Genomic DNA, 20633 nt, shown 5'->3' with positions numbered 1-20633 from the left:
TTTATTCAGTATTATATTAACCTTAGGATATGTAGCATTATCTAATTTAAATGATATTTACTTTAGCAATTTGGCTGAAACGGAAAGAAGAAAGTCACTTTTAAAGGAATCTTTTAATATAAACACTACTTTAAGAAAAACAAATAAATATTATAACAATAATGAGAAACCATCCATAAAAAAACTTGGACTTAATTGTTACGAAAGTGCTTTTTTCACAAAGAAAGTTGTAGATAAAATGATATTTTCATATGCTATAAAAATTAGTGTCTTCATTATTATTTATATCATTTTAATGATAAAATCAATTAATATTGAATTGTTGTTAGTGATTACTCAAACATTATTTTCTGCTGAGGTTCTATTTTATTTCATAAAATTATGTTATTATAAATTTCAATTAGATAAAATATGTAAAGAATTTCAAGATATTTTCTTTATTCGTGGATTATCAAATGATAATGCCAATGTTTTGTTACTAAATATCACTATGGACTATGAATGTTTAAAGAGCTTTTGTAAAATTGCGTCTTCTAGCAAAATATTTTTTAAAAACAATAAAGAATGGTCGGAAGAGTGGACGAATCTGTTGAAAAAAATAAAGTAGAAGAATAGTTCTTTTGATAATATTTACGTCTTGAAAATATTGATAAATAATGATTGAATTGTTTCAATGAACACTATACAGATAATTATAAATTATTCTGCTACCGTTTTGATACCATTAGCTCATATAGTCAATATAATTGAGATAAAACAAGCTAAAAATAGCCAAATAGTATGTGAAATGTGAATAAATATGTTTAATATTAAATGGTACTATCCGAGTGGGAATAAATCAAAAAGTCCATAAAACCTTATCCAATAAGGTTTTATGGACTTTTTATTTTTTATTATATGAGTACAAAATATATAAAATCTTGAGTTCTAAGTATCGCTTTTGTAGTTAAGAGAATCCAAACTATTAGGGAACTCTCTTACTACAGAAGTAAGTGATGAGCGGAATACGGTAGAAATATAGGTAACCAATTCCTCTTTGCTCTGTTGATCTTGATGCGTAATCCTTTCTACAAGTGTTCCAGCAATTGCTTCAGTATAAAAAGCAGCTAAGAATTTTTTGAAATTATCAGTAAGTTTTTTATGTGTTTCCTCTTCGGCTTTGCCTATGATAATTTCTACAATGCCTACAAAATCAGTATAAAAAAATCTTTTTAGCTCATCCCTACCTAAAGAATCATAGATGTTGTTTAAAAATTTATTGTTTACTTTAATATACTCAATAACAAATAAAATTGCTTCCTCATAATCAACAATCAAGTCAAAGTTTTTAACAACATCGATTGCTTCTTGTTCTAATGTCCATTTTAATAAATCATAAACATCTGAAAAGTGATAATAAAAAGTCTTTCTATTAACACCACATTCGCGTATCAACTCACTGACAGTAACCTTAGAAAAAGATTTCTGTAAGATAATTTTTTTCAATGCTTCAGCAAAAAGCTTTTTGGTATTTAAACTTGTGATTTCATATTTCATAGGTAAAATCTCCTTGTATAAATTTAATATACACTTATCCATCAAATGATTCAATGGATATTTTTTAATGATTTGCCCATCAATTCATTTATGTTTGACCGTATTTTACTCAACTGTACAAATATGACCATACTTTTTGTATTCATACATTTTTATAATAATGGTGTAACAAGAAAGGAGCAAACATTTATGGGAGAGTATACAGAACAATATTGTTACGCGATAAAAATGATGACACCAGTTGGTATACGGGATGGCAGTATAGTGTTGAACATAAATAATAAAGATATATCTGGCTATCTTGATATTTTAAATCATCAAAACGTATTGTCTGGGAAAATACTAGAACATGGACAGTGCGAATTGAAGGGAGAAATAGTTTCGCTCATGCGTAAATCAAATTATACAGCAGTAGGGACTTTTGATTTTTGCTCAATTCAATTAACGCTTAAAGAAGAAAAGAACAATTATGAATTATATGGTATTGCAAAAGATTGGAGGATTGAATTATGAGTTATATAGAAATGCTAAACAGTTGTAAAACGTATGAAATGGGTGATAGTAAAATATATGCAAATAAAGATGTGAATTTCGCTATTGAAAAAGGAGAGTTAGCCATTATTTTAGGGGCATCTGGAGCTGGAAAGTCTACCGTGCTCAATATTTTAGGCGGTATGGACAGCAATGATCAAGGAAAAGTGGTAATTGATGGAAAAGATATATCAGATTATACACCTAAACAATTAACAACATATCGAAGAAATGATGTAGGGTTTGTATTCCAGTTTTATAACTTGGTACAAAATTTAACCGCAAAAGAAAATGTAGAGTTGGCTTCAGAGATTGTCGAAAATGCTCTCGATGTTAGTCAAGTATTGAAAGATGTAGGGTTGGCAAATCGAATGAATAATTTTCCTTCTCAGTTATCTGGAGGAGAACAACAAAGAGTAGCCATTGCTAGAGCTATCGCTAAAAATCCTAAAATTTTATTATGTGATGAACCTACAGGTGCTCTGGATTATCAAACAGGAAAACAGGTATTACAAATATTACAAGATATGTGTACACAAAAGGGAGCAACCGTTGTTATCGTAACGCATAATGCAGCGATTGCACCAATTGCAAATCGTGTGATTCATATGCATGATGCTCAAGTAAAAAATATAGAAGTAAATTCAAACCCACAAAGCATAGCAGAAATTGAATGGTAGGTGATACTCATGAAAAAGAAAAAATTATGGGAAGATATAAAAAAATGTTTTTCTCACACAAAAGGACGATTCATCTCTATCTTCGCTTTGATGATGCTAGGTTCCTTTGCTTTAGTTGGTCTTAAAGTAACAGGACCAAATATACGAGATACAGGAAACCATTATTTTCAAGATTTGAATCTATCAGACATTACGGTAATTGGAGATTATGGAATTGATAAAGAAAATCAAAAAGCAATCAATCAGTTATCTGGTAGTGAAAGAATTGAGTATGGGTATTTAAAAGATGTTGAAATTAAAGATTCAACAGACGCTATCCGTATTTTTTCTAATCCCGATGAAATTTCAAAATATGAATTGATAGAGGGAAGAAATGCAAACAAAGATAGTGAAATTGTCTTATCAAATACGTATGCAGATAAATATAAAATTGGTGATACTATAAAATTTAGTGAAAAAGAAGATGCTTCTGGAAACTATGTTTTAAAAAAGCATTCTTTTAAAATTGTAGGTTTTGTAAATTCACCAGAATTTTTATCCTCTATCAATATGGGACAATCAAGCGCAGGGGCAGGAGAATTAAAAGGATACGCTTTTGTGAAAGATAGTGTTTTTGACTTAGATTATTATATGCTAGCACGTATTACTTTCAAAGATACAAAAAATATAGATCCATATACAAATAAATATACGGACTGTATTCAAAATCACAAAAGTAAATTAGAAAAATTATTAGTAAATCAGCCAGAGTTGAGACTAGAAACTATCAAAAAAGAATATCAAAAACAAATTGATGATGGGCAAAAACAACTTGATGAAGCGAAACAAAAATTATTAAATATAGAAGAACAGTTAGCAAATGCCAATAAGCAAATCGAAGTAGCGAAAGCAACGATTAGTTCCTCAGATACAAAGCTACAAGAAGCACAACAACAATTGTCTACTGGACAAACTCAATTAAATGAAAAGTGGGAACAATTACGCCTTGCAAAGCAGGAGTTAGATAGTGCTAAAGGTACATCACAAGCAACCGAATCACAGCTAAATACAGCTCACCTAGGAATTGTGCAAGGTTGGGAACAAATTGATACAGCGACAGAAGAAATTGCGTCAAAAGAAGCAGAACTTAGCACTGGAAAAGTCCAAATTGATGCTAATAAACATGCATTAAATAAGGGGAAAGTTCAATATGAAGGTGCGATTGATTCTTATCAGCAAAGTATAGATACACTTGACAAGCAACTTAAAAACCCAGATCTTTCTAGTGAAGAAAGAAAAGAAATAACTAAACAATTGGAGGGTGTCAATGCAGGACTTCAAGCAGCGGAAATTGAGTATCAATCATTTATGAGGGATACGTATACTCTGGGGATGTCTGCCATAGAGGCGAAGGAGAAAGAACTTTCAGAAAATGAAGCAAAACTCAATCAGTCAAAACAAACACTATTAGTTCAAAAGCAGTTATTAGGGAAAAAAGAATTAGAATATAATAAAGGATACTCTAAATATCAAGACGGTATTAATTTATATAATCAAAGTTTAAATACCTACTATAGTGGTTTAGCAACATGGGAAGATTCTTTTAAAACATTATCATCAAAAGATAATGAATATAAAGAAAATGTTTCAAAACTTGAACTCGCTAAGAAGGAACTCTCTGAAAAAGAGAGTGAGTATCAAAATGGATTAAAAGAATTTAATGAAAAACAAGGTGATGCAGAAAAGCAAATAAGCGAGAATGAAGAAAAATTAGCAGATGCCAGAGACACTATGGATCAATTAGAACTTCCTGTGTATTCTTTAAATACGCGTAGAGAAGTTCCAGGTTCTAATGGTTACAAAATCTATGATACAATTTCTATAATTATTGATTCTTTGGCAAATGTTTTCCCAATCTTCTTATATTTTGTAGCTGCCTTAGTTACATTAACAACAATGACACGTTTTGTTGATGAAGAAAGAATCAATTCGGGTACATTAAAGGCACTAGGATATACAGATCAAGATGTCATGAAAAAGTTTACCATTTATGGTTTGGTTTCTGAATTGACAGGATCCATCGCAGGTATAGTCTTAGGTCATATATTAGTTCCTATAATTATTTATAATGCATATGGGGCAAGCTTTGATGTTCCACAAATAGAAATGCACTTTTATTTAAAAACAACGATAATTGCATTAATTTTAGCAATGATAAGTACTATTCTTCCAGCTTGGATTGTCGCTTCTAGAGAATTGAGAGAAAAACCAGCGACATTATTATTACCAAAACCTCCGGCAAAAGGTTCTAAAATCTTCTTAGAATACATTAAGCCAATCTGGAATAAAATGAGTTTTACTCATAAAGTAACCGCTAGAAATATTTTCCGTTATAAGAAAAGAATGTTAATGACAATCTTTGGAGTTTGTGGAGCAGTTACCTTATTGTTTGCCGGCTTTAGTGTTCAAAATTCTATTTCTGGAATTAATGAGAAACAATTTGGAGAAATTATTAAATATGATTTAATCGTGGCTCAAAATAATAATCTGAATGATGAAAAGCAAAATGAAATGAATGCGTTATTAACGGATGAAGCGGTTAAGCAACAATCACCAGTATATTATGATTCACTTACAAAAGTAGCTGGTAAAAATCAAGATAAGCAAGAAATCAAATTGATTGTTACAAATGATGAAGCAAAATTTGATGATTATATCGCTCTTGAATATCGTAAGACACAAAAGAAAATAGATTTAAAAGAGAAGGAGGGAGCTGTCATCTCAGAGAGATTTGCAAAATTATTAAATGTTGAAGTTGGAGATAGTTTCACTATATCCGATTCAAATAGCCGAGAATATAAACTAAAAGTTGCTGATATTACAGAAATGTATACAGGTCACTATCTTTTCATGAATGATTCATATTACGAAAAATCATTTTCAAAAGAATATGAACCTAATGCAAATTTGATTATATTGAAAGATAAGTCCAAAGAAAATGCTCGTGTACAAGCAAGTAAATTTATGCAATCTGATAGCGTAAAGGGTGTTGTTCAAAACATGACATTAACCAATCAAATTGATACAATTGTTGTATCTTTGAATAAAGTTATGCAAGTGTTGATTGTAGTAGCTATTATGCTTGCGGTTGTCATTCTTTATAATCTTACCAATATAAATATCGCAGAGCGTATTCGAGAACTGTCGACAATTAAAGTACTCGGCTTCTACGACAAGGAAGTCACAATGTATATTTATAGAGAAACCATTTTACTCTCTCTCATTGGGATTTTAGCAGGGTTTGTATTTGGAGATATTCTTTATCAATATATTCTAGCTGTAGTACCACCTGATGAAGTTATGTTTAATTCGGCATTAGGAGCAAAAGCATTTGTTGTTCCAGTAATGCTAATTGTTGGGATTACAGTAATATTAGGTTATATTATGAACAAAAAATTAAGCAAACTAGATATGCTTAGTGCATTGAAATCTGTTGACTAAAAATAACCAAGTTTTCTTAAAAGATAAATGACAATACACTGACAATATAATTTAAAAATATTATGTAGAATAAGCATTATTCATTAGATTAAGATGTATAAATAGTGCTATAATTCATATGAAAACAAGATAAATACAATAACCAGTATCGAGTGGGAATAAACCCACAAGAGCGAAAAGCCTTTATATATAAGGGTTTTGAGCTCTTTTTTTGCACTCATATGGTACTCATTGCATTGTTATTGCATTAATTTCTTTGTTTTTTCGATGAAATCCAAAGTGTGAATTATCATTTTTCACAGTTTCTACTGGTTGATAATTTATCACACCTTTGAGTTTTCTAGCCACCTCAAAGTTACTGTTAGGATATAGATGTCCGTATGTGCCTAATGTCGTTTCAATATCTTCATGACCTAAGCGTTCTTTGATAATAAGAGGATTTTCACCCATACTGATGAGCAGAGAAGCATGAGAGTGGCATAAGGCATGAACCTTGATACGATGTATGTTTGCCATCTGTGATAATTTCTCAATTGCTCTTGGTAATGAGTGTTTATTTGTAGGTGTACCATTGTAACTTAATACGAAATCAGTTTTAATGATTTTTTGTTGTACAGATTTCCAAAGCCTTAACTGTTCTAGCGTGTCATCATCAATTACGATTTGACGTACACTAGCTTTTGTTTTAGGCTCAACAAATTTATAATCATTGCATGATTTGTAATATAAGTTCTTAGTAACGCTTAATACACCTGTTTCAAAATCAATATCTTCCCATTGTAAAGCAGACGCTTCACCAATACGTAAACCAGTCATAAACAACAACCATAAAGATACGAAGATATAATGTTCATAGTAATCATCTTTCTTTAGTAATGAGATGATAGACTGAAATTCTTCTAGTGTCCAAAATTCAATTTTTACCTTGTGCTTTTTGATATTGCCAATAATCTTAGATGGATTTTCTTTTGCTAATCCTAAGACTATTGCTCTATCCATTGCTCTTGAAAACATACCTTGCACATTATGTACATAATTTGGTCCATAGACTTTTGATAATTTCAACTGCCAACTTTGTACATGAATAGGGGTAATCTTATTCACTAACATCTTGTCAAAGTATTTAAAATGCTTGCACATAGATTGGTGTCTGTTTTTGAATGTACTTTCTTTGACTTGGTTTTTATACCAAGGGAAGAATAATTCATCTACGTATTGTTTAAAAGTGATTTCTTTCTTTTCTTCTTCCACTAAATCGTCAACACTAGTCAGTATTAATTTTGAATATTCCTCTTTGGCTTCTTTCTTTGATAAAAAGCCACTACGGTATTTTTGTATCTGTTTTCCTGTAATAGGGTGGGAACCTAGATTAGCTCTAAAATAATAAGTTCCATTCTTTGCTTTTTTAATTGGTTCGTTTGCCATTTTTCCTCCTTACATTTTCATGCAAGAAGTACAAATCAAATTTCTTTATTTAGAGTGATTCCAAGTAATTCCTGTACTGCTTCAATCGGTACTCTATCTAGTTTTCTTGACTGATAGTAAATATGACCTTTTTCAATCATTAGCTTTTTACATTCTCTAATGATTTCAGTAGCAAAAGAATTACCATAACCTAGTTCTACTAAGTCTTTTTTTGTGACTGTTATCATAATGCTCCTTTCCGTAGTCTAGATAATCTCTGTTATCTGCCTACTATTATAGCAACTTTTATATGGAACGTCTTTTATAACTTGATATAATCTTGCAAATTAGTTTTTATAAGCAATCAAACAGCTATTGGTCATAGCTTCACAGGACTTGCACCTTTCCCATTCTAATGGGCGAAACCGTGTCATACGGGTGTATCATTATACCGTTGATATAAGTCATGGCAATAGCCTTACCAAAGGCTATTTGTGGAAACGTTGATATGTATCGCTCACTTATCACATAAGGTCATGGCGTATCAATCCACAGGCTCGTTATATCATCGAACGTATTTGATTACTTTATTCAGTTTTTCAAAGAACAAGGAAAAGAAATAAAAATCTTCCTCACTACATAACACAAATACAAAGTACAGTTTGTAGACCATTTTAGAAAGTTTTTTTAATTTCTTCACTATTAGTACAATTGGTAGTAAGTAAATTGGCAAGATTTTAAAAATTTCTTTTCTAACCATAACTACCAACAAGAGGTCAATTTGTTGCCCTTTTTAGAAAAGATTCTTTATTTCTTCGTCATTAGTACGTATGAGATGTAGTGAATTGGCAATTTATTATCGAAATAAATGAAATAATTCTTGTTAAGTACATAATTGTAGAATTGTCCGATTTTTGCCTATATATGACAAAATGAAAAAAACACCAAAACCTGCATACTTACTAGGGATTTTAGTGTTTTGTTGCCTGTTTCCTGATTTTTTGTACCCCCCTGTTAGATACTGGGGGCTTACAAGCAGTCGTGGCTTACGCCACTCCTGTAAGGCAAAGGCATTTTCAGACAGCTTACGCTTCGCACGCTGATCTGAATGCCAACCTTTATTTAAGGCTAAAGCGAGAAAGTTAAAGTATCTGTAGTGCTTATTGACAATCAGACAAAGGCGACACAAATTTCACAGTTTGAATTGACGCTTCATAAGGATAGTAACTGGAAGATTGTAAAATAAACATCAAAGGAAGAAGTTATCTAAATAAGGTTTCTTCTTCCTTTAGCTTTTTAGTTAAGATAAAAATTATTAATAAAGTATTTTATATAGTCTAATTTAGGGGCTTTATGGTAGGCGATACCGTAATCTATTCTAAAATCTTCATTTACAATTGGTAATGTAATTAAATCTTTTGCATTTGCAGGAATACAAAATTCTGGGAAAATTGCAACACCATACCCAGATTTTGCTAATAAAATTCCTGCTTGGTCATTTTCACATGTGATATTAAAATGAGACTGTGAATGTAAGGCAATTTTTTCTTGCAGTTTATTTCCATACTGAAAAGGAACAAATTTAGGATGTAGAGTTATCAGACACTCCTCTAAATCCTCAAAAGAAATTTTATCTCTGTTTTTTAATACTGAATTTTCAGATACTACTGCATAATTAATTACTTCTTTCATTTTCTTAAAGGTGCAGTCTTGCATATCTTTAATCATCTCTTTTGTCGCTAATACAATATCAAGTTGTTTATTATTAAATAAACTTCGTAATGAAAAATAATCATTAACGACAATTTGCGGATATACATGTGGATATTTTATTTGCAGGTCACAGAGGACTTTTTCCATATTGGCTAATTCAGCATTGCTTGAGCAACCAATTCTAATAAAAGAAATGTTTTGTTTCGTCATTTTTTTGATTCTTTTTTCCGCAACTTCTATTTTGGACATGATTTCTTTTGCATCGTTATAAAACATGGTTCCTGCTTCTGTTAGCTTTACCATTCTGGATGTCCGAATAAATAATAATGTGTTTAGTTCTTCCTCAAGATTCTTAATATGGTGTGTAACAGTAGGCGTGGAGAGATAAAGTTCTTCTGACGCTTTTGTAAAATTTAATTTATCTGCCACACAAAGAAAACATTGTAATTGTTGACTATTCATAGAATACCTCCTTTTTTTAGTATATCTCATCATTGCAAACATTTCAATGTATTATTAGATAATATCTAACGACATTGATTTTTTTGAAATTCTCTTATCGTTAACATGATGTTACAATGCAAACAGTTAGATATCTAATCTAACAAAAAAACAGGAGGTGAAAAACTAATTTATGACAGAAGCAAACTTGTTTTATATCAATGTATACAATCTTTTTATTACACTCAATCAAAGTGTAGATATGATTACACAAGAGTTGAGTATTGAGCTTCCCTATGGACAGTATACACTTTTAAAATTTATTTCCACACAAGAAGGAAATAGAGTAACACAAAAACGGTTAGATGAATGGAGCAGTTTAAGAAAACCCAGTATTAGTCAAATTTTAAAAATTTTAAGCAAAAAGGGGTTCATACTTCATTTTTCTATGAATGAGGATATAAGGTGTAAGGAAATTATTTTGACAAAAAAAGCTATAGACAGTGTAAACCAAATTGATTTAAAAATAACAGAGTTATTATCACATAGAATGACTAAAGAAGATATAACATTTTATGTACAATTTTTAAATTCTGCAAAAGAAATTATGGAAAGGTAGTGATGTTATGATAAAAAAATTAATGCGCTCTATTAGAGATTATAAAAGAGCGTCAGTCTTAACCCCAGTATTTGTTATATTGGAAGTATTGGTTGAAATATTGATACCATTAATCATGGCAAGAATGATTGATGTTGGTATTGGTGAACAGGAAACCGATACATTATTATTTCTTGGAATAGTCTTAATTATCTGTGTAATATTAGGTGTATGCTTTGGAGTATTATCTGGGAGTTTTAGTGCAACTGCATCAGCTGGATTTGCACAGAATCTAAGACAGGATATGTATTACAAAATTCAAGATTATTCATTTGCCAATATTGATAAGTTCTCGACTTCCAGTATTGTCACGAGACTAACAACTGATGTTACAAACGTACAAAACGCATATATGATGATAATACGTGTTGCTGTCCGTGCTCCATTCATGCTTGTTTTTTCACTTATAGCTTCCTTTATGGTGAATGACAAGTTATCTCTGGTTTTTTTGATTCTTGTTCCTATTATTGGAATAGGACTATACATCATCGTTAGTAAATCTCATATTTATTTTGAAAAAGTATTTAGAATCTACGATGATTTAAACGGAGTCGTACAGGAGAATCTGACAGGTATACGTGTTGTCAAATCCTTTGTAAGAGAGAAATTTGAAATAAGTAAGTTTGGGCGGGTATCCATGAAAATATTTAAAACTTTTAGTAAAGCAGAGGGGATTGTTGCGTATAACATGCCGTTAATGCAATTTGCTATTTATGGATGTATGCTGTTACTTTGTTGGTTTGGTGCAAGATTGATTGTTTTAAGCAATACGACATCTATGACAACAGGAGAACTTTCAAGCTTAATGGCATATGCTTCCAATATATTAAACTGTTTAATGATGTTATCAATGGTATTGGTTATGATAAATATGGCAAGAGCTTCATCAGAAAGAATCATTGAAATCCTTGATGAAGAAAGCACCTTAAAGAATGGCGAAAATCCTGTTTATAAAATGAAAAACGGTGAAATTATTTTTCATAATATCAGTTTTAGTTATCAAAGTGATAAAGATAAGGAATGTCTAAAAAATATATCTCTTACAATCCCATCTGGTTCAACACTTGGAATAATTGGTGGAACAGGGTGCGGAAAAAGTTCATTGGTTCAGCTTATTCCCAGACTATATGATACAACTGAGGGTTTTGTCTCTATTGGCGGGGTAAACGTAAAAGATTATGATTTATTTACTTTACGAAACGAAGTCGCAATGGTTCTGCAAAAAAATGAACTATTTTCTGGAACAATTAAAGAAAATTTATGTTGGGGAAATGAAAATGCCAATGAAGATGAAATTATCCATGCATGTAAATTAGCTCAAGCAGATTCGTTTATTCAAACATTCCCAGATAAATATGATACCTATATCGAACAAGGGGGAACAAATGTTTCGGGAGGACAGAAACAAAGATTATGTATCGCCAGAGCCTTACTTAAGAAGCCAGCAATATTGATTCTTGATGATTCAACCAGTGCAGTTGATACAAAAACTGATTCTATGATTAGAAAAGCATTTCGGAAAGAAATTCCAGATACAACCAAAATTATTATTGCACAACGTATTTCCTCGGTAGAAGATGCTGACAATATCATTGTTATGGACAAAGGGAAAATCAATGGTTATGGAACCCATAAAGAATTATTAAAAACAAATGCTATATATAAAGAGATTTACGAATCTCAAACGAAAGGAGATGACAAATAATGAATAAACGACCTACAATTTTTCAAACTTGTAAACGTCTGCTGTCCTATATCATTCTAAAACAAAAGCTATTATTTAGCATTGTAGTTGTATGTGTTCTCATTAGTTCCTGTACAGTTGTAGCAAGTTCACTATTCTTAGAAACATTGATTGATGATTACATCACGCCTTTACTGGTGGAAGATAACCCTGTTTTTACTGGCTTGTTGCATACACTTATATTTATGGGATTTATATATCTTATCGGTGTTATAGCAACTTTTCTTTACAATCGCTTGATGGTAAAAGTATCACAAAACACATTAAAGTTAATTCGTGACGATATGTTTGAACAAATGCAGTCATTGCCCATTTCTTATTTTGATACTCATACTCATGGTGATATTATGAGCCATTATACAAATGATACAGATACACTGCGCCAGTTTATTTCACAGGCATTACCTCAATTTATTTCTGCAATAGTAACGATAATTGCTATACTGACTGCTATGCTGATAAATAATATTCCTTTGACTATATTAGTTCTAATTATTACAGTTGTCATGGCGTTTACAACTGAAAAAATCGGTGGCGCAAGTGCAAGATATTTTATCAAGCAACAGGAAACTTTAGGGAGCGTGACAGGCTATATTGAAGAAATGGTAAATGGACAAAAAGTGATAAAAGTATTTTGTCATGAAAATGAATCAAAGAAAGGCTTTGTCAAGAAGAACAAACAACTATGTATTGATTCTACTCTTGCAAATAAATACGGTAATATATTAATGCCCACTATTATGCAAATTGGTAACCTACAATATATCTTAATAGCATTGATTGGTGGTATTATGGCAATAAACGGGATAGGGAACATAAGTGTTGGGATGATTGTCGCTTTTCTAAACTTGTCAAAGACATTCTGTAACCCCGTATCGCAAATTGCACAACAAACCAGCATGATGGCTATGGCTTTAGCTGGGGCAGAACGTATTTTTAATTTGATTGATGAAGAACCAGAAAAAGATAATGGATATGTTACACTGACACATGTTAAATTTGATAATTCAAATAAAGCATTAGAAACAACAGATGGTAGTGGAACATGGGCATGGAAGCACCCTCACCATGATGGAAGTATAACTTTTACGCCCTTAAAGGGTGATGTTCAATTTTTAGATGTGGATTTCGGTTATTCATCAGAAAAATTGGTATTACATCATATAACTTTAGAAGCGATTGCAGGTAAGAAAATAGCGTTTGTAGGGGCAACAGGTGCTGGTAAAACAACTATAACTAATCTTATTAATCGTTTCTACGATTTAGCAGACGGTAAGATTCGATACGATGGTATCAATATAAACAAAATTAAAAAAGCAGATTTACGCCATTCTTTAGGTGTTGTTTTGCACGATGTTAATTTATTTACTGGCACTATTATGGAAAACATTCGTTATGGAAAATTAGATGCTACTGATGAAGAGTGCATTTCGGCGGCAAAGCTATCAAATGCACACGATTTTATCAGACGGTTGCCAGACGGATATAATACTTTACTTACTCAAAATGGCTCTGGTTTATCTCAAGGTCAGAGACAGCTTATATCAATAGCACGTGCAGCTGTGGCTAATCCACCAGTCATGATTCTTGATGAAGCAACCTCCTCTATTGATACGCGTACAGAGTATCTGGTACAGAAAGGAATGGATAACCTTATGAAAGGGAGAACCGTATTTGTAATTGCCCACAGATTATCAACCGTGAGAAACTCTGACGCTATCATGGTACTAGAGCAAGGTCGAATCATAGAACATGGAACACATAATAATCTAATAGCAGAAAAAGGTGTCTATTATAGTTTGTATACAGGAGCTTTTGAATTAGATTAAATCTATGAATATTCTATGAGGTAATGCTTACTAAATCATTATAAGTGGAGGTGGTACTGTGGGAAAGTAATGATTATAGAATTTACAGAAAATGAAGAAGCTGTTTATCAGCAAACAGTTGAATGGTTATCTTCTAAACTTAATAGCTCCCCTACTTTTATTAACCAAATAGCAACTGGATTTCAAATTGACCCATTTACTCGTACTTTTACTAATGATAAAGGACAAAGCATATATCTAACCGCTAAAGAATTTGACCTGTTATATTTTCTATATTCTCATAAGGGGCAGGTATTCACAAAAGAACAGCTATATGAAAATGTCTGGGGTTATGATTATGCCCCAGACGCAAAGAATTTGACTTCATTTATACGGAAGTTGAGGAAGAAGATTGAACCCAACCCAGACAAACCGCAGTACATTATTACGGTCTGGGGTGTGGGGTATAAATTCGCAAAGGCTACTTAAAAAGCAAGGTTGATTGTTATAATCATTATACCTTGCTTTTGCTCTTTATATTTTATTAGATAACGGAGTTGGCTTTCAAGAAATTTGACGTACTTCATTGCATTAAAATTGCATTTTTTATTTGTATATTTTTGTTTTATATAGTCCAATAGTGTTCTAAAACGCCTTATTTTACTGCATGTTTGTTTATATTAAGCACCCATGAAATGGAGTGGGAATAATGAGTAAATGAAAGAAAACCTCGATACTATCGAGGTTTTTTGCTGTTTTAGAGGAGGTGTGACAATAAAATTGACAATACTTTTGAAATATTAAAGAATGATGACAATGATTTATTTCTTATTAAATATCACTTGTTGAGGATAAGTGTCTTTCCATTCTTTGTATTCTTCCAATGACATTCCATTATTTTGAAACTTCGTATAGACATCTAACCATTGTCGCATACGAGTATACGTATCATGTGATTTGTCATCAGTAGGAGGAACTTTCAAATAAACTTGTCCTTCTATTTCAACTGGTTGTAAGTTTATCTTGTTTTCTAAATAAAACAAAGCATGAATAATTCCATAGTAAGTATCCAAATCAGGATCACTTAAAGTAAAAGGAGAAACTTCTAAAGCATTTGCAATAAGTTCAATTTGTTTTTGAGATGGTGTTCTGTTACCCAATTCATAATTACGGATAGCAGGCTCACTCATACCCACTTTTTCGGCAAGTTGTTTTTGCGAGAGTTTCTTATACGTTCTTTCTTGTCTTATTTTTTCACCAATTAACATTTTATAAATTCCTTTCGTATATCGTTAGTATCATTGTAAACGCAAATGATAAACATTTCAATAGTGAACTGATTATAAACGATATAGATGAAACCGTATGAAAAAGATATTGACAGTTCAAATACGAACTGATATAATCTGTGTACAGTTCACAATCGAACGAATACATACATAAAAGAGAGTGAGGTGAGTGGTAATGCATAAAGAAATATTTATCTTTGCCGATGAGATTGCTGAACAACTAAAAGTATCAAGAGCATTTGCCTATAAGGTTATTAAGAACTTGAACGAAGAATTGCAAGCAAAAGGTTTTCTAACAATTTCCGGTAGAGTAAGCAGAAAGTTTTACGAAGAACGTGTTTATGGAATTAACAAAATGCTGGAAGGAGAACAAAATGGCAATACTAGAGAACAAGAAAAGTAAGACATGGGAAGTCCGTTGTTATTACAAGGACATTCAGGGAAACCTTAAGCAGAAAACAAAGCGATGTTTTCGCAACAAGACTGAGGCAAGAAATTGGGAGCGTGATTTTAAATTACAAACCGATTTAGATTTAGAAATGCCTTTTGAGAAATTTGTAGAGATTTATATGGAAGATTTAAAACCAAGAATTAAGTTTAATACTTGGCTTACAAAGAAACATATCATTGAAACAAAGTTGGTTCCTTATTTTAAAAATAAGAGACTTAATCAAATCAAACCTGCTGATATTATTAAATGGCAAAATGAAATGATGAATTTTAGAAATGAGAATGATGAAGGATATTCACAAACTTATTTAAAGACGATTCATAATCAATTAAGTGCTATTTTAAATCACGCAGTTAATCTGTATGACTTACCGAATAATCCTGCACGTAAAGTAGGACATATGGGCACAAAGAGAGCCAAAGAGATGAACTTTTGGACAAAGGAAGAATATCTTAAATTCATTGATGTCGTTGCAGATAAAGAAATATCTTATTACGCTTTTGAAGTGTTGTATTGGTGTGGTATTCGTGAAGGAGAGTTACTTGCCTTAACAAAGAATGATTTTAACTTCGGCAAGAAAACATTGAAGATAGATAAATCATACCAGCGTTTACAAGGGAAAGATTATATTACCGAGCCGAAAACGAAAAAGAGTAATCGTATTATTCAAATACCTGATTTTCTTGTTGAGGAGATACAAGAATATACATCACACTTATATAAGTGTAGTGATACAGATCGTATTTTTCCAATTGATAAAAATTATCTCTATCATGAAATGAAACGTGGATCAAAGTACGCAGGAGTTAAGAAGATTCGTATTCATGATTTGCGTCATTCGCATGTGTCACTGTTAATTGAAAAAGGATTCTCAGCAGTAGCAATTGCAGAACGTTTAGGACATGAGAGTATTGAGATGACATACCATTATGCTCATTTGTTTCCAACAAGACAAATGGATATGGCAAATCAACTAAATGAAGAAAGGGGACTAGCCTAATATGAGTGCAAAGAACTTAGATGAAAAAGGGCGTTTTAGAAACTGTACGATTGCCTTTCGAGTTTCACTTGAGGAAAGAAAAGCATTAAATGACAGAATTAGAATGTGCGGTTTTAGGAGTAAGCAAGAATATGTTTTACAGAGTATATTTCATCAAAAAATTGAAGCAACTGGGAACCCACTAATGTTTACAAAATTTAGAATTCATTTAACTAAGATTATTGATGAACTTGAAAGAATCAATTGTATAGAAGAAATAAATGAAGAACTATTTACACCTATTCAAACAATGATTGAAATTCTTGATAGTATGAATAAGGGAAATAACCCAATATGATGTCCTACCGTATCAGCAAGCAACGTATTTTGTACCCAAAATACAATCTCAGGGATACCCTGAAACCAAATAAGGTAAATGATGATGGCTATTCATACTAGAGAAATCAAGGTAAGAATGAGTGATGATGAGTTCATATCATTAAATGAAAAGGTACAAAAATGTGGCATGAGTAGAGAGAAGTTTATTCGGTTGGTATTAAATAATTACCAGCCGAAAGAACTCCCGCCAATTGAATATTTTAAGTTAATAAAAGCGTTGAATATGAATGGAAATAACCTTAATCAGTTAGTAAAACTTGCTTATGTTCAAGGTATAGATATTACCAAGTTAAATGAAGTTTTAAATAAACATGAACACCTCTTATTAGAGCTAGATAAACAAATTAGAGGAAATATATAGTGGCAACAACTTCCATTTGGAAAGTGAAAAACAGAATCGATCATGTCATTGATTATGTTACAGATACAAACAAAACAATTGGACTTCAACAAGTATTAAACTATACAACAAACGAAGAAAAAACATTGCAACATCAATATGTTAGTTGTATCAATTGTATGCGAAATAATCCTTATCAATCGATGATGAATACCAAAGAAATGTTTCATGATAAAAAGAAAATTGTATGCTTTCATGGCTACCAATCGTTTGTAGAAGGAGAAGTTACACCTGAACTTGCGCATCAAATTGGAGTAGAACTTGCAGAGAAACTGTGGGGTGATCGCTTTGAAGTTGTGGTAAGTACACATCTTAATACGGACAATATACACAACCATTTTGTGTTGAATGCAACATCGTGTATTGACGGAAAACGCTATTGTAATACAAAAAAAGATTTGTATGACTTACGAGTTGTATCTGATGATTTGTGTAGAAAGTATGGTCTATCGGTAGTAGAAGAAAAGGCATATCAATCTAAAACAAGACAACAATATCATCATGAAAAGTCATTAGAAAATATTATCAAAAAAGACATTAATGAGGCAATAAAAGTAAGTCGAACTAAAACAACTTTCTTTAATCAATTGGAATTAGAAGGGTATGAAATCAAGAGTGTTGATAAGGAAATAGGTTTAAAACATTATGCACATGATAAGGTAATTATGTTATCAAACTTAGGTAATGAGTATTCATTAGAAAACATTATCAATCGAATTATTCATCAGCAAAACTTTAGTATGGATAAAACAATTTATTCAAAAAAAGGTTTTGATATAGAACCATACTTTAGAAAGTATGAAAGAAAAGAACTAAATGGATTTCAAAAACTCTATATTTATTATCAGTTTAAATTAGGTATCTTACCTAAATCAAATCATACAAGACCAAAGTATACAAAAGAATTAAGACAAGCAATGAAACAATTAGATCATATTTCTAATGAAACGATCTTACTATGTAAGAATAACATTGAAACATTAGGGCAATTAAATCAATATAAAACAATCCTACAAGCGCAATTAAGCCATTTAGAAAGTAAACGACTACAATGTAGAAACAAAATACGAAGAAGTCCTGAAGGTACCTTAAAAGAGCAATTAAAAGCAGAATCAAAATCGTACACACCTGAAATAAAAAGATTAAGAAAAGAATTACAATGTTGTGAAAGAATTAAAGAACGTTCATTATATTTACAACAATTTGAAATAGAAACTCAATCAAGAATTGAGAAAGGAAGGTCAAGACTATGACAATCGAATATACAAAAGTAGGGGACTATTATTTCCCTAACATCAAAGAAAATCAAGAAATACAATTATCAAAATATGGAAGAATGAAATTAAATTATTTAAAAGAATATCAAAAAGGTTTACATTTTGAATTGCAAGCCACAAATCAATTGTATGATTATCTTCAAATAATTGATAAAGAAGCGAATGAAATGTATGAACAATTATTGATTGATTTTAAAAAGAAAAGAAATATTACAGAGGAGTTAAAAGAAAATGATCAAATGAAGTGGGTACAAGAAATGAATAATATTCAGAATTGCATTGAAAAAATTATTAGAAAAGAAGTGATTGAAGGATAAAAGATTGTAGTGATACAATCTTTTTCATATGGGTTTTTTTTGTATACTAGTTAACTAATAAATATTACAACTATATTACCACTTTTGAATGAGTCTTTATACGACAATATGATTTAAAAAAAAGAGAAGTCATATAATCAATTAAGATTATCACTTCTCTTTTTAATTCTATTCTTTTGTAAATACTAGCCACATTTTTTGGAAAACAGTTTCTTCGTTATCCAAAAAGTCTACTATTGAAAATTCCCCCAATATATTTAGTCTTTTTTTAATTTATCATTTTATTGATGTTCGATTATTTTTTAACAAAGATGTCAGATTATATCCAATAAATATAAATAATCCCATCATTGCACTATAATCTAATAGAAAATATATAACGGGTTCTCCAAAATCAATAAACACAAACATTGTTTGAAGAATTAGATATGATAATAAATTACGTTTTATTAATGCATAAACACCATAAAATGCGATTAAGAATCCAATAATCTTAAAACAAATTTTTATAGTATGATTGTGTCTAATAATTTTGTATATAAGTGATAGACTCATTTTCCAATGTATTCCTAAATGAATTGACATCATAACAAATCCCCAATAAGCTGATAGTAAGTGTGTGATTCTCATAAATTCAATATTTCTAGGGATAGAAATAAATGTTTGCATGTATTTTGAAAGTGTAATACTACTTATCATTGAGCCAGTCATTGTTATAAAAATAACAATGACTACAATGGTTTGAAATGTACGATATGCTGTATACTTACCATGAAATATATTTTTCTCAAGACGATAATTCAAAATATGATGAAGAATAAATAAAACAAATATACTTATACCTAATATTTCATGGGTGCTTTCTCCAATAAGAGAATATGACATCAACAATATTAAAAAAATAGTCATCATAATATTACAAGCAACGTTAATTATAACTTTAGGTTTCATTTTCTTATCTAGCAATTCTCACCATACTTATATGCTATATCAAGAGCAGGATTGCCTTTTATATCTCCTATATGAAATGCAGAGCCATATATTTTTCCTTTTACTTCTGATCCAGGCAAACATTTAACGAATCCTTGCATGTCTTCCATAGTTGTTTCCATTGCATGTTTGCCATCCGCTGCTGTAGTGATAAGGTAAAATTCCTTATTATTCATTTTACCACCACCAGCTAAGGTTCTATCGATCATAATTTTTAATTGTGCCGAAATAGAATAATAATAAACTGGAGTGGATAGAGCGATAACATCAGCATTTATAATTTTATCTAAAAGTTCTTTCATATCGTCTTTTTGTACACATATACCACCATTTTTTAAACAAGCCTCACAAGCAATACATGGTGAGATGTTCAGTTCTCTTAGAAATATTTCTTCAACATGATGTCCTGCTTTTCTTGCACCATCAGCAAATTGACTAGACAACATTTCTGAGTTACCATTTTTTCTAGGACTACTAATAATTACTAATACTTTTTTTTCCATATTTACCTCTTTTCCATTGAAAATCAATGATTT

21 protein-coding genes are annotated in these 20633 nt (G+C 31.0%); 14 read left to right on the top strand and 7 right to left on the bottom strand.

From position 1 onward, the window contains the following. The first annotated feature begins 70 nt into the window (after positions 1 to 70). A complete protein-coding gene (locus GQF29_RS01195) occupies positions 71 to 607 on the top strand; it encodes a hypothetical protein (protein WP_017144225.1) in 537 nt (178 codons plus the stop codon). 320 nt (positions 608 to 927) lie between these two features. On the opposite strand, the gene GQF29_RS01190 is transcribed toward GQF29_RS01195, so the two are convergent. Continuing rightward, the gene (locus GQF29_RS01190; RefSeq protein ID WP_008788668.1) at positions 928 to 1536 is read right to left on the bottom strand and encodes a TetR/AcrR family transcriptional regulator C-terminal domain-containing protein; all 609 of its coding nucleotides are present in this window, start codon (positions 1534 to 1536) and stop codon (positions 928 to 930) included. A gap of 189 nt (positions 1537 to 1725) precedes the next feature. Here GQF29_RS01190 and GQF29_RS01185 point away from each other — a divergent pair, with 189 nt between their 5' ends. From GQF29_RS01185 to GQF29_RS01175, 3 genes are read left to right on the top strand one after another with little or no spacing between them, the layout of a single operon-like run. After that, a complete protein-coding gene (locus GQF29_RS01185; RefSeq protein WP_008788669.1) occupies positions 1726 to 2049 on the top strand; it encodes a hypothetical protein in 324 nt (107 codons plus the stop codon). Further along, complete coding sequence (locus tag GQF29_RS01180; RefSeq protein ID WP_008788670.1) at positions 2046 to 2747, top strand: ABC transporter ATP-binding protein; 702 nt, start codon at positions 2046 to 2048, stop codon at positions 2745 to 2747. The genes GQF29_RS01185 and GQF29_RS01180 overlap by 4 nt, the downstream gene beginning before the upstream one ends. 9 nt (positions 2748 to 2756) lie before the next feature. Next, positions 2757 to 6227, top strand: coding sequence for an FtsX-like permease family protein (locus GQF29_RS01175; RefSeq protein WP_017144226.1), 3471 nt, complete (start codon positions 2757 to 2759; stop codon positions 6225 to 6227). A gap of 228 nt (positions 6228 to 6455) precedes the next feature. Here the strand turns inward: GQF29_RS01175 and GQF29_RS01170 are convergent, their stop codons facing one another. From GQF29_RS01170 to GQF29_RS01155, 3 genes are all read right to left on the bottom strand, one after another. Beyond that, positions 6456 to 7652, bottom strand: a complete 1197-nt coding sequence (locus GQF29_RS01170) for a site-specific integrase (protein WP_117769185.1) — start codon at positions 7650 to 7652, stop codon at positions 6456 to 6458. A gap of 35 nt (positions 7653 to 7687) precedes the next feature. Next, complete coding sequence (locus GQF29_RS01165; RefSeq protein ID WP_054690209.1) at positions 7688 to 7879, bottom strand: DUF3173 family protein; 192 nt, start codon at positions 7877 to 7879, stop codon at positions 7688 to 7690. A gap of 1048 nt (positions 7880 to 8927) precedes the next feature. After that, entirely contained in the window at positions 8928 to 9806 is an 879-nt protein-coding gene (locus GQF29_RS01155) for a LysR family transcriptional regulator (RefSeq protein ID WP_160340707.1), read from the bottom strand. Between the two features lie 172 nt (positions 9807 to 9978). Here GQF29_RS01155 and GQF29_RS01150 point away from each other — a divergent pair, with 172 nt between their 5' ends. From GQF29_RS01150 to GQF29_RS19015, 4 genes are all read left to right on the top strand, one after another. Then, positions 9979 to 10404, top strand: coding sequence for a helix-turn-helix domain-containing protein (locus GQF29_RS01150; protein WP_160340706.1), 426 nt, complete (start codon positions 9979 to 9981; stop codon positions 10402 to 10404). A 7-nt stretch (positions 10405 to 10411) separates the two neighbouring features. Then, the gene (locus GQF29_RS01145) at positions 10412 to 12148 is read left to right on the top strand and encodes an ABC transporter ATP-binding protein (RefSeq protein WP_160340705.1); all 1737 of its coding nucleotides are present in this window, start codon (positions 10412 to 10414) and stop codon (positions 12146 to 12148) included. Then, positions 12148 to 14016 carry an ABC transporter ATP-binding protein gene (locus GQF29_RS01140; protein ID WP_160340704.1) on the top strand — a complete coding sequence of 623 codons (1869 nt, stop codon included), beginning with the start codon at positions 12148 to 12150 and terminating at the stop codon, positions 14014 to 14016. The genes GQF29_RS01145 and GQF29_RS01140 overlap by 1 nt, the downstream gene beginning before the upstream one ends. Positions 14017 to 14085: 69 nt before the next feature. After that, positions 14086 to 14484: a winged helix-turn-helix domain-containing protein gene (locus tag GQF29_RS19015; protein ID WP_160340703.1), complete on the top strand. Its 399-nt coding sequence runs from the start codon at positions 14086 to 14088 to the stop codon at positions 14482 to 14484. Between the two features lie 332 nt (positions 14485 to 14816). On the opposite strand, the gene GQF29_RS01130 is transcribed toward GQF29_RS19015, so the two are convergent. After that, positions 14817 to 15263, bottom strand: a complete 447-nt coding sequence (locus GQF29_RS01130) for a helix-turn-helix domain-containing protein (protein ID WP_054690219.1) — start codon at positions 15261 to 15263, stop codon at positions 14817 to 14819. 196 nt (positions 15264 to 15459) lie between these two features. Here GQF29_RS01130 and GQF29_RS01125 point away from each other — a divergent pair, with 196 nt between their 5' ends. From GQF29_RS01125 to GQF29_RS01100, 6 genes are all read left to right on the top strand, one after another. Beyond that, positions 15460 to 15687 carry a helix-turn-helix domain-containing protein gene (locus GQF29_RS01125; protein ID WP_054690221.1) on the top strand — a complete coding sequence of 76 codons (228 nt, stop codon included), beginning with the start codon at positions 15460 to 15462 and terminating at the stop codon, positions 15685 to 15687. After that, positions 15659 to 16735, top strand: a complete 1077-nt coding sequence (locus GQF29_RS01120; protein ID WP_160340702.1) for a site-specific integrase — start codon at positions 15659 to 15661, stop codon at positions 16733 to 16735. Before GQF29_RS01125 ends, GQF29_RS01120 begins: the two co-directional genes overlap by 29 nt. A 1-nt stretch (position 16736) precedes the next feature. Further along, a complete protein-coding gene (locus GQF29_RS01115) occupies positions 16737 to 17072 on the top strand; it encodes a plasmid mobilization protein (protein WP_054690227.1) in 336 nt (111 codons plus the stop codon). An 84-nt stretch (positions 17073 to 17156) separates the two neighbouring features. Then, positions 17157 to 17474, top strand: coding sequence for a plasmid mobilization protein (locus tag GQF29_RS01110; RefSeq protein ID WP_054690283.1), 318 nt, complete (start codon positions 17157 to 17159; stop codon positions 17472 to 17474). Further along, complete coding sequence (locus tag GQF29_RS01105; RefSeq protein WP_160340701.1) at positions 17474 to 18766, top strand: relaxase/mobilization nuclease domain-containing protein; 1293 nt, start codon at positions 17474 to 17476, stop codon at positions 18764 to 18766. The genes GQF29_RS01110 and GQF29_RS01105 overlap by 1 nt, the downstream gene beginning before the upstream one ends. Next, a complete protein-coding gene (locus GQF29_RS01100; protein WP_160340700.1) occupies positions 18763 to 19107 on the top strand; it encodes a TnpV protein in 345 nt (114 codons plus the stop codon). Before GQF29_RS01105 ends, GQF29_RS01100 begins: the two co-directional genes overlap by 4 nt. A gap of 276 nt (positions 19108 to 19383) precedes the next feature. Here the strand turns inward: GQF29_RS01100 and GQF29_RS01095 are convergent, their stop codons facing one another. Both GQF29_RS01095 and GQF29_RS01090 read right to left on the bottom strand, forming a co-directional pair. Next, complete coding sequence (locus GQF29_RS01095; RefSeq protein WP_160340699.1) at positions 19384 to 20073, bottom strand: DUF4405 domain-containing protein; 690 nt, start codon at positions 20071 to 20073, stop codon at positions 19384 to 19386. After that, positions 20067 to 20600: a flavodoxin family protein gene (locus tag GQF29_RS01090; RefSeq protein WP_054690242.1), complete on the bottom strand. Its 534-nt coding sequence runs from the start codon at positions 20598 to 20600 to the stop codon at positions 20067 to 20069. Before GQF29_RS01090 ends, GQF29_RS01095 begins: the two co-directional genes overlap by 7 nt. Positions 20601 to 20633: the final 33 nt, after the last annotated feature.

The sequence above is a fragment of the Coprobacillus cateniformis genome, from assembly GCF_009767585.1.
Taxonomy (GTDB): domain Bacteria; phylum Bacillota_I; class Bacilli_A; order Erysipelotrichales; family Coprobacillaceae; genus Coprobacillus; species Coprobacillus cateniformis.
The sequence above is the reverse complement of the archived record's forward strand: the minus strand, read 5'-3'. Positions and strand labels throughout refer to the sequence as shown.

Excerpts from the sequence above, each read along its gene's own strand:
- GQF29_RS01115 (WP_054690227.1), top strand. The coding sequence starts at position 16,737 with ATGAGTGCAAAGAACTTAGATGAAAAAGGGCGTTTTAGAAACTGTACG.
- GQF29_RS01155 (WP_160340707.1), bottom strand. The coding sequence starts at position 9,806 with ATGAATAGTCAACAATTACAATGTTTTCTTTGTGTGGCAGATAAATTA.
- GQF29_RS01125 (WP_054690221.1), top strand. The coding sequence starts at position 15,460 with ATGCATAAAGAAATATTTATCTTTGCCGATGAGATTGCTGAACAACTA.
- GQF29_RS01110 (WP_054690283.1), top strand. The coding sequence starts at position 17,157 with ATGGCTATTCATACTAGAGAAATCAAGGTAAGAATGAGTGATGATGAG.
- GQF29_RS01130 (WP_054690219.1), bottom strand. The coding sequence starts at position 15,263 with ATGTTAATTGGTGAAAAAATAAGACAAGAAAGAACGTATAAGAAACTC.
- GQF29_RS01120 (WP_160340702.1), top strand. The coding sequence starts at position 15,659 with ATGGCAATACTAGAGAACAAGAAAAGTAAGACATGGGAAGTCCGTTGT.
- GQF29_RS01100 (WP_160340700.1), top strand. The coding sequence starts at position 18,763 with ATGACAATCGAATATACAAAAGTAGGGGACTATTATTTCCCTAACATC.
- GQF29_RS01170 (WP_117769185.1), bottom strand. The coding sequence starts at position 7,652 with ATGGCAAACGAACCAATTAAAAAAGCAAAGAATGGAACTTATTATTTT.
- GQF29_RS01165 (WP_054690209.1), bottom strand. The coding sequence starts at position 7,879 with ATGATAACAGTCACAAAAAAAGACTTAGTAGAACTAGGTTATGGTAAT.
- GQF29_RS01175 (WP_017144226.1), top strand. The coding sequence starts at position 2,757 with ATGAAAAAGAAAAAATTATGGGAAGATATAAAAAAATGTTTTTCTCAC.
- GQF29_RS19015 (WP_160340703.1), top strand. The coding sequence starts at position 14,086 with ATGATTATAGAATTTACAGAAAATGAAGAAGCTGTTTATCAGCAAACA.
- GQF29_RS01140 (WP_160340704.1), top strand. The coding sequence starts at position 12,148 with ATGAATAAACGACCTACAATTTTTCAAACTTGTAAACGTCTGCTGTCC.
- GQF29_RS01145 (WP_160340705.1), top strand. The coding sequence starts at position 10,412 with ATGATAAAAAAATTAATGCGCTCTATTAGAGATTATAAAAGAGCGTCA.
- GQF29_RS01180 (WP_008788670.1), top strand. The coding sequence starts at position 2,046 with ATGAGTTATATAGAAATGCTAAACAGTTGTAAAACGTATGAAATGGGT.
- GQF29_RS01185 (WP_008788669.1), top strand. The coding sequence starts at position 1,726 with ATGGGAGAGTATACAGAACAATATTGTTACGCGATAAAAATGATGACA.
- GQF29_RS01190 (WP_008788668.1), bottom strand. The coding sequence starts at position 1,536 with ATGAAATATGAAATCACAAGTTTAAATACCAAAAAGCTTTTTGCTGAA.
- GQF29_RS01150 (WP_160340706.1), top strand. The coding sequence starts at position 9,979 with ATGACAGAAGCAAACTTGTTTTATATCAATGTATACAATCTTTTTATT.
- GQF29_RS01090 (WP_054690242.1), bottom strand. The coding sequence starts at position 20,600 with ATGGAAAAAAAAGTATTAGTAATTATTAGTAGTCCTAGAAAAAATGGT.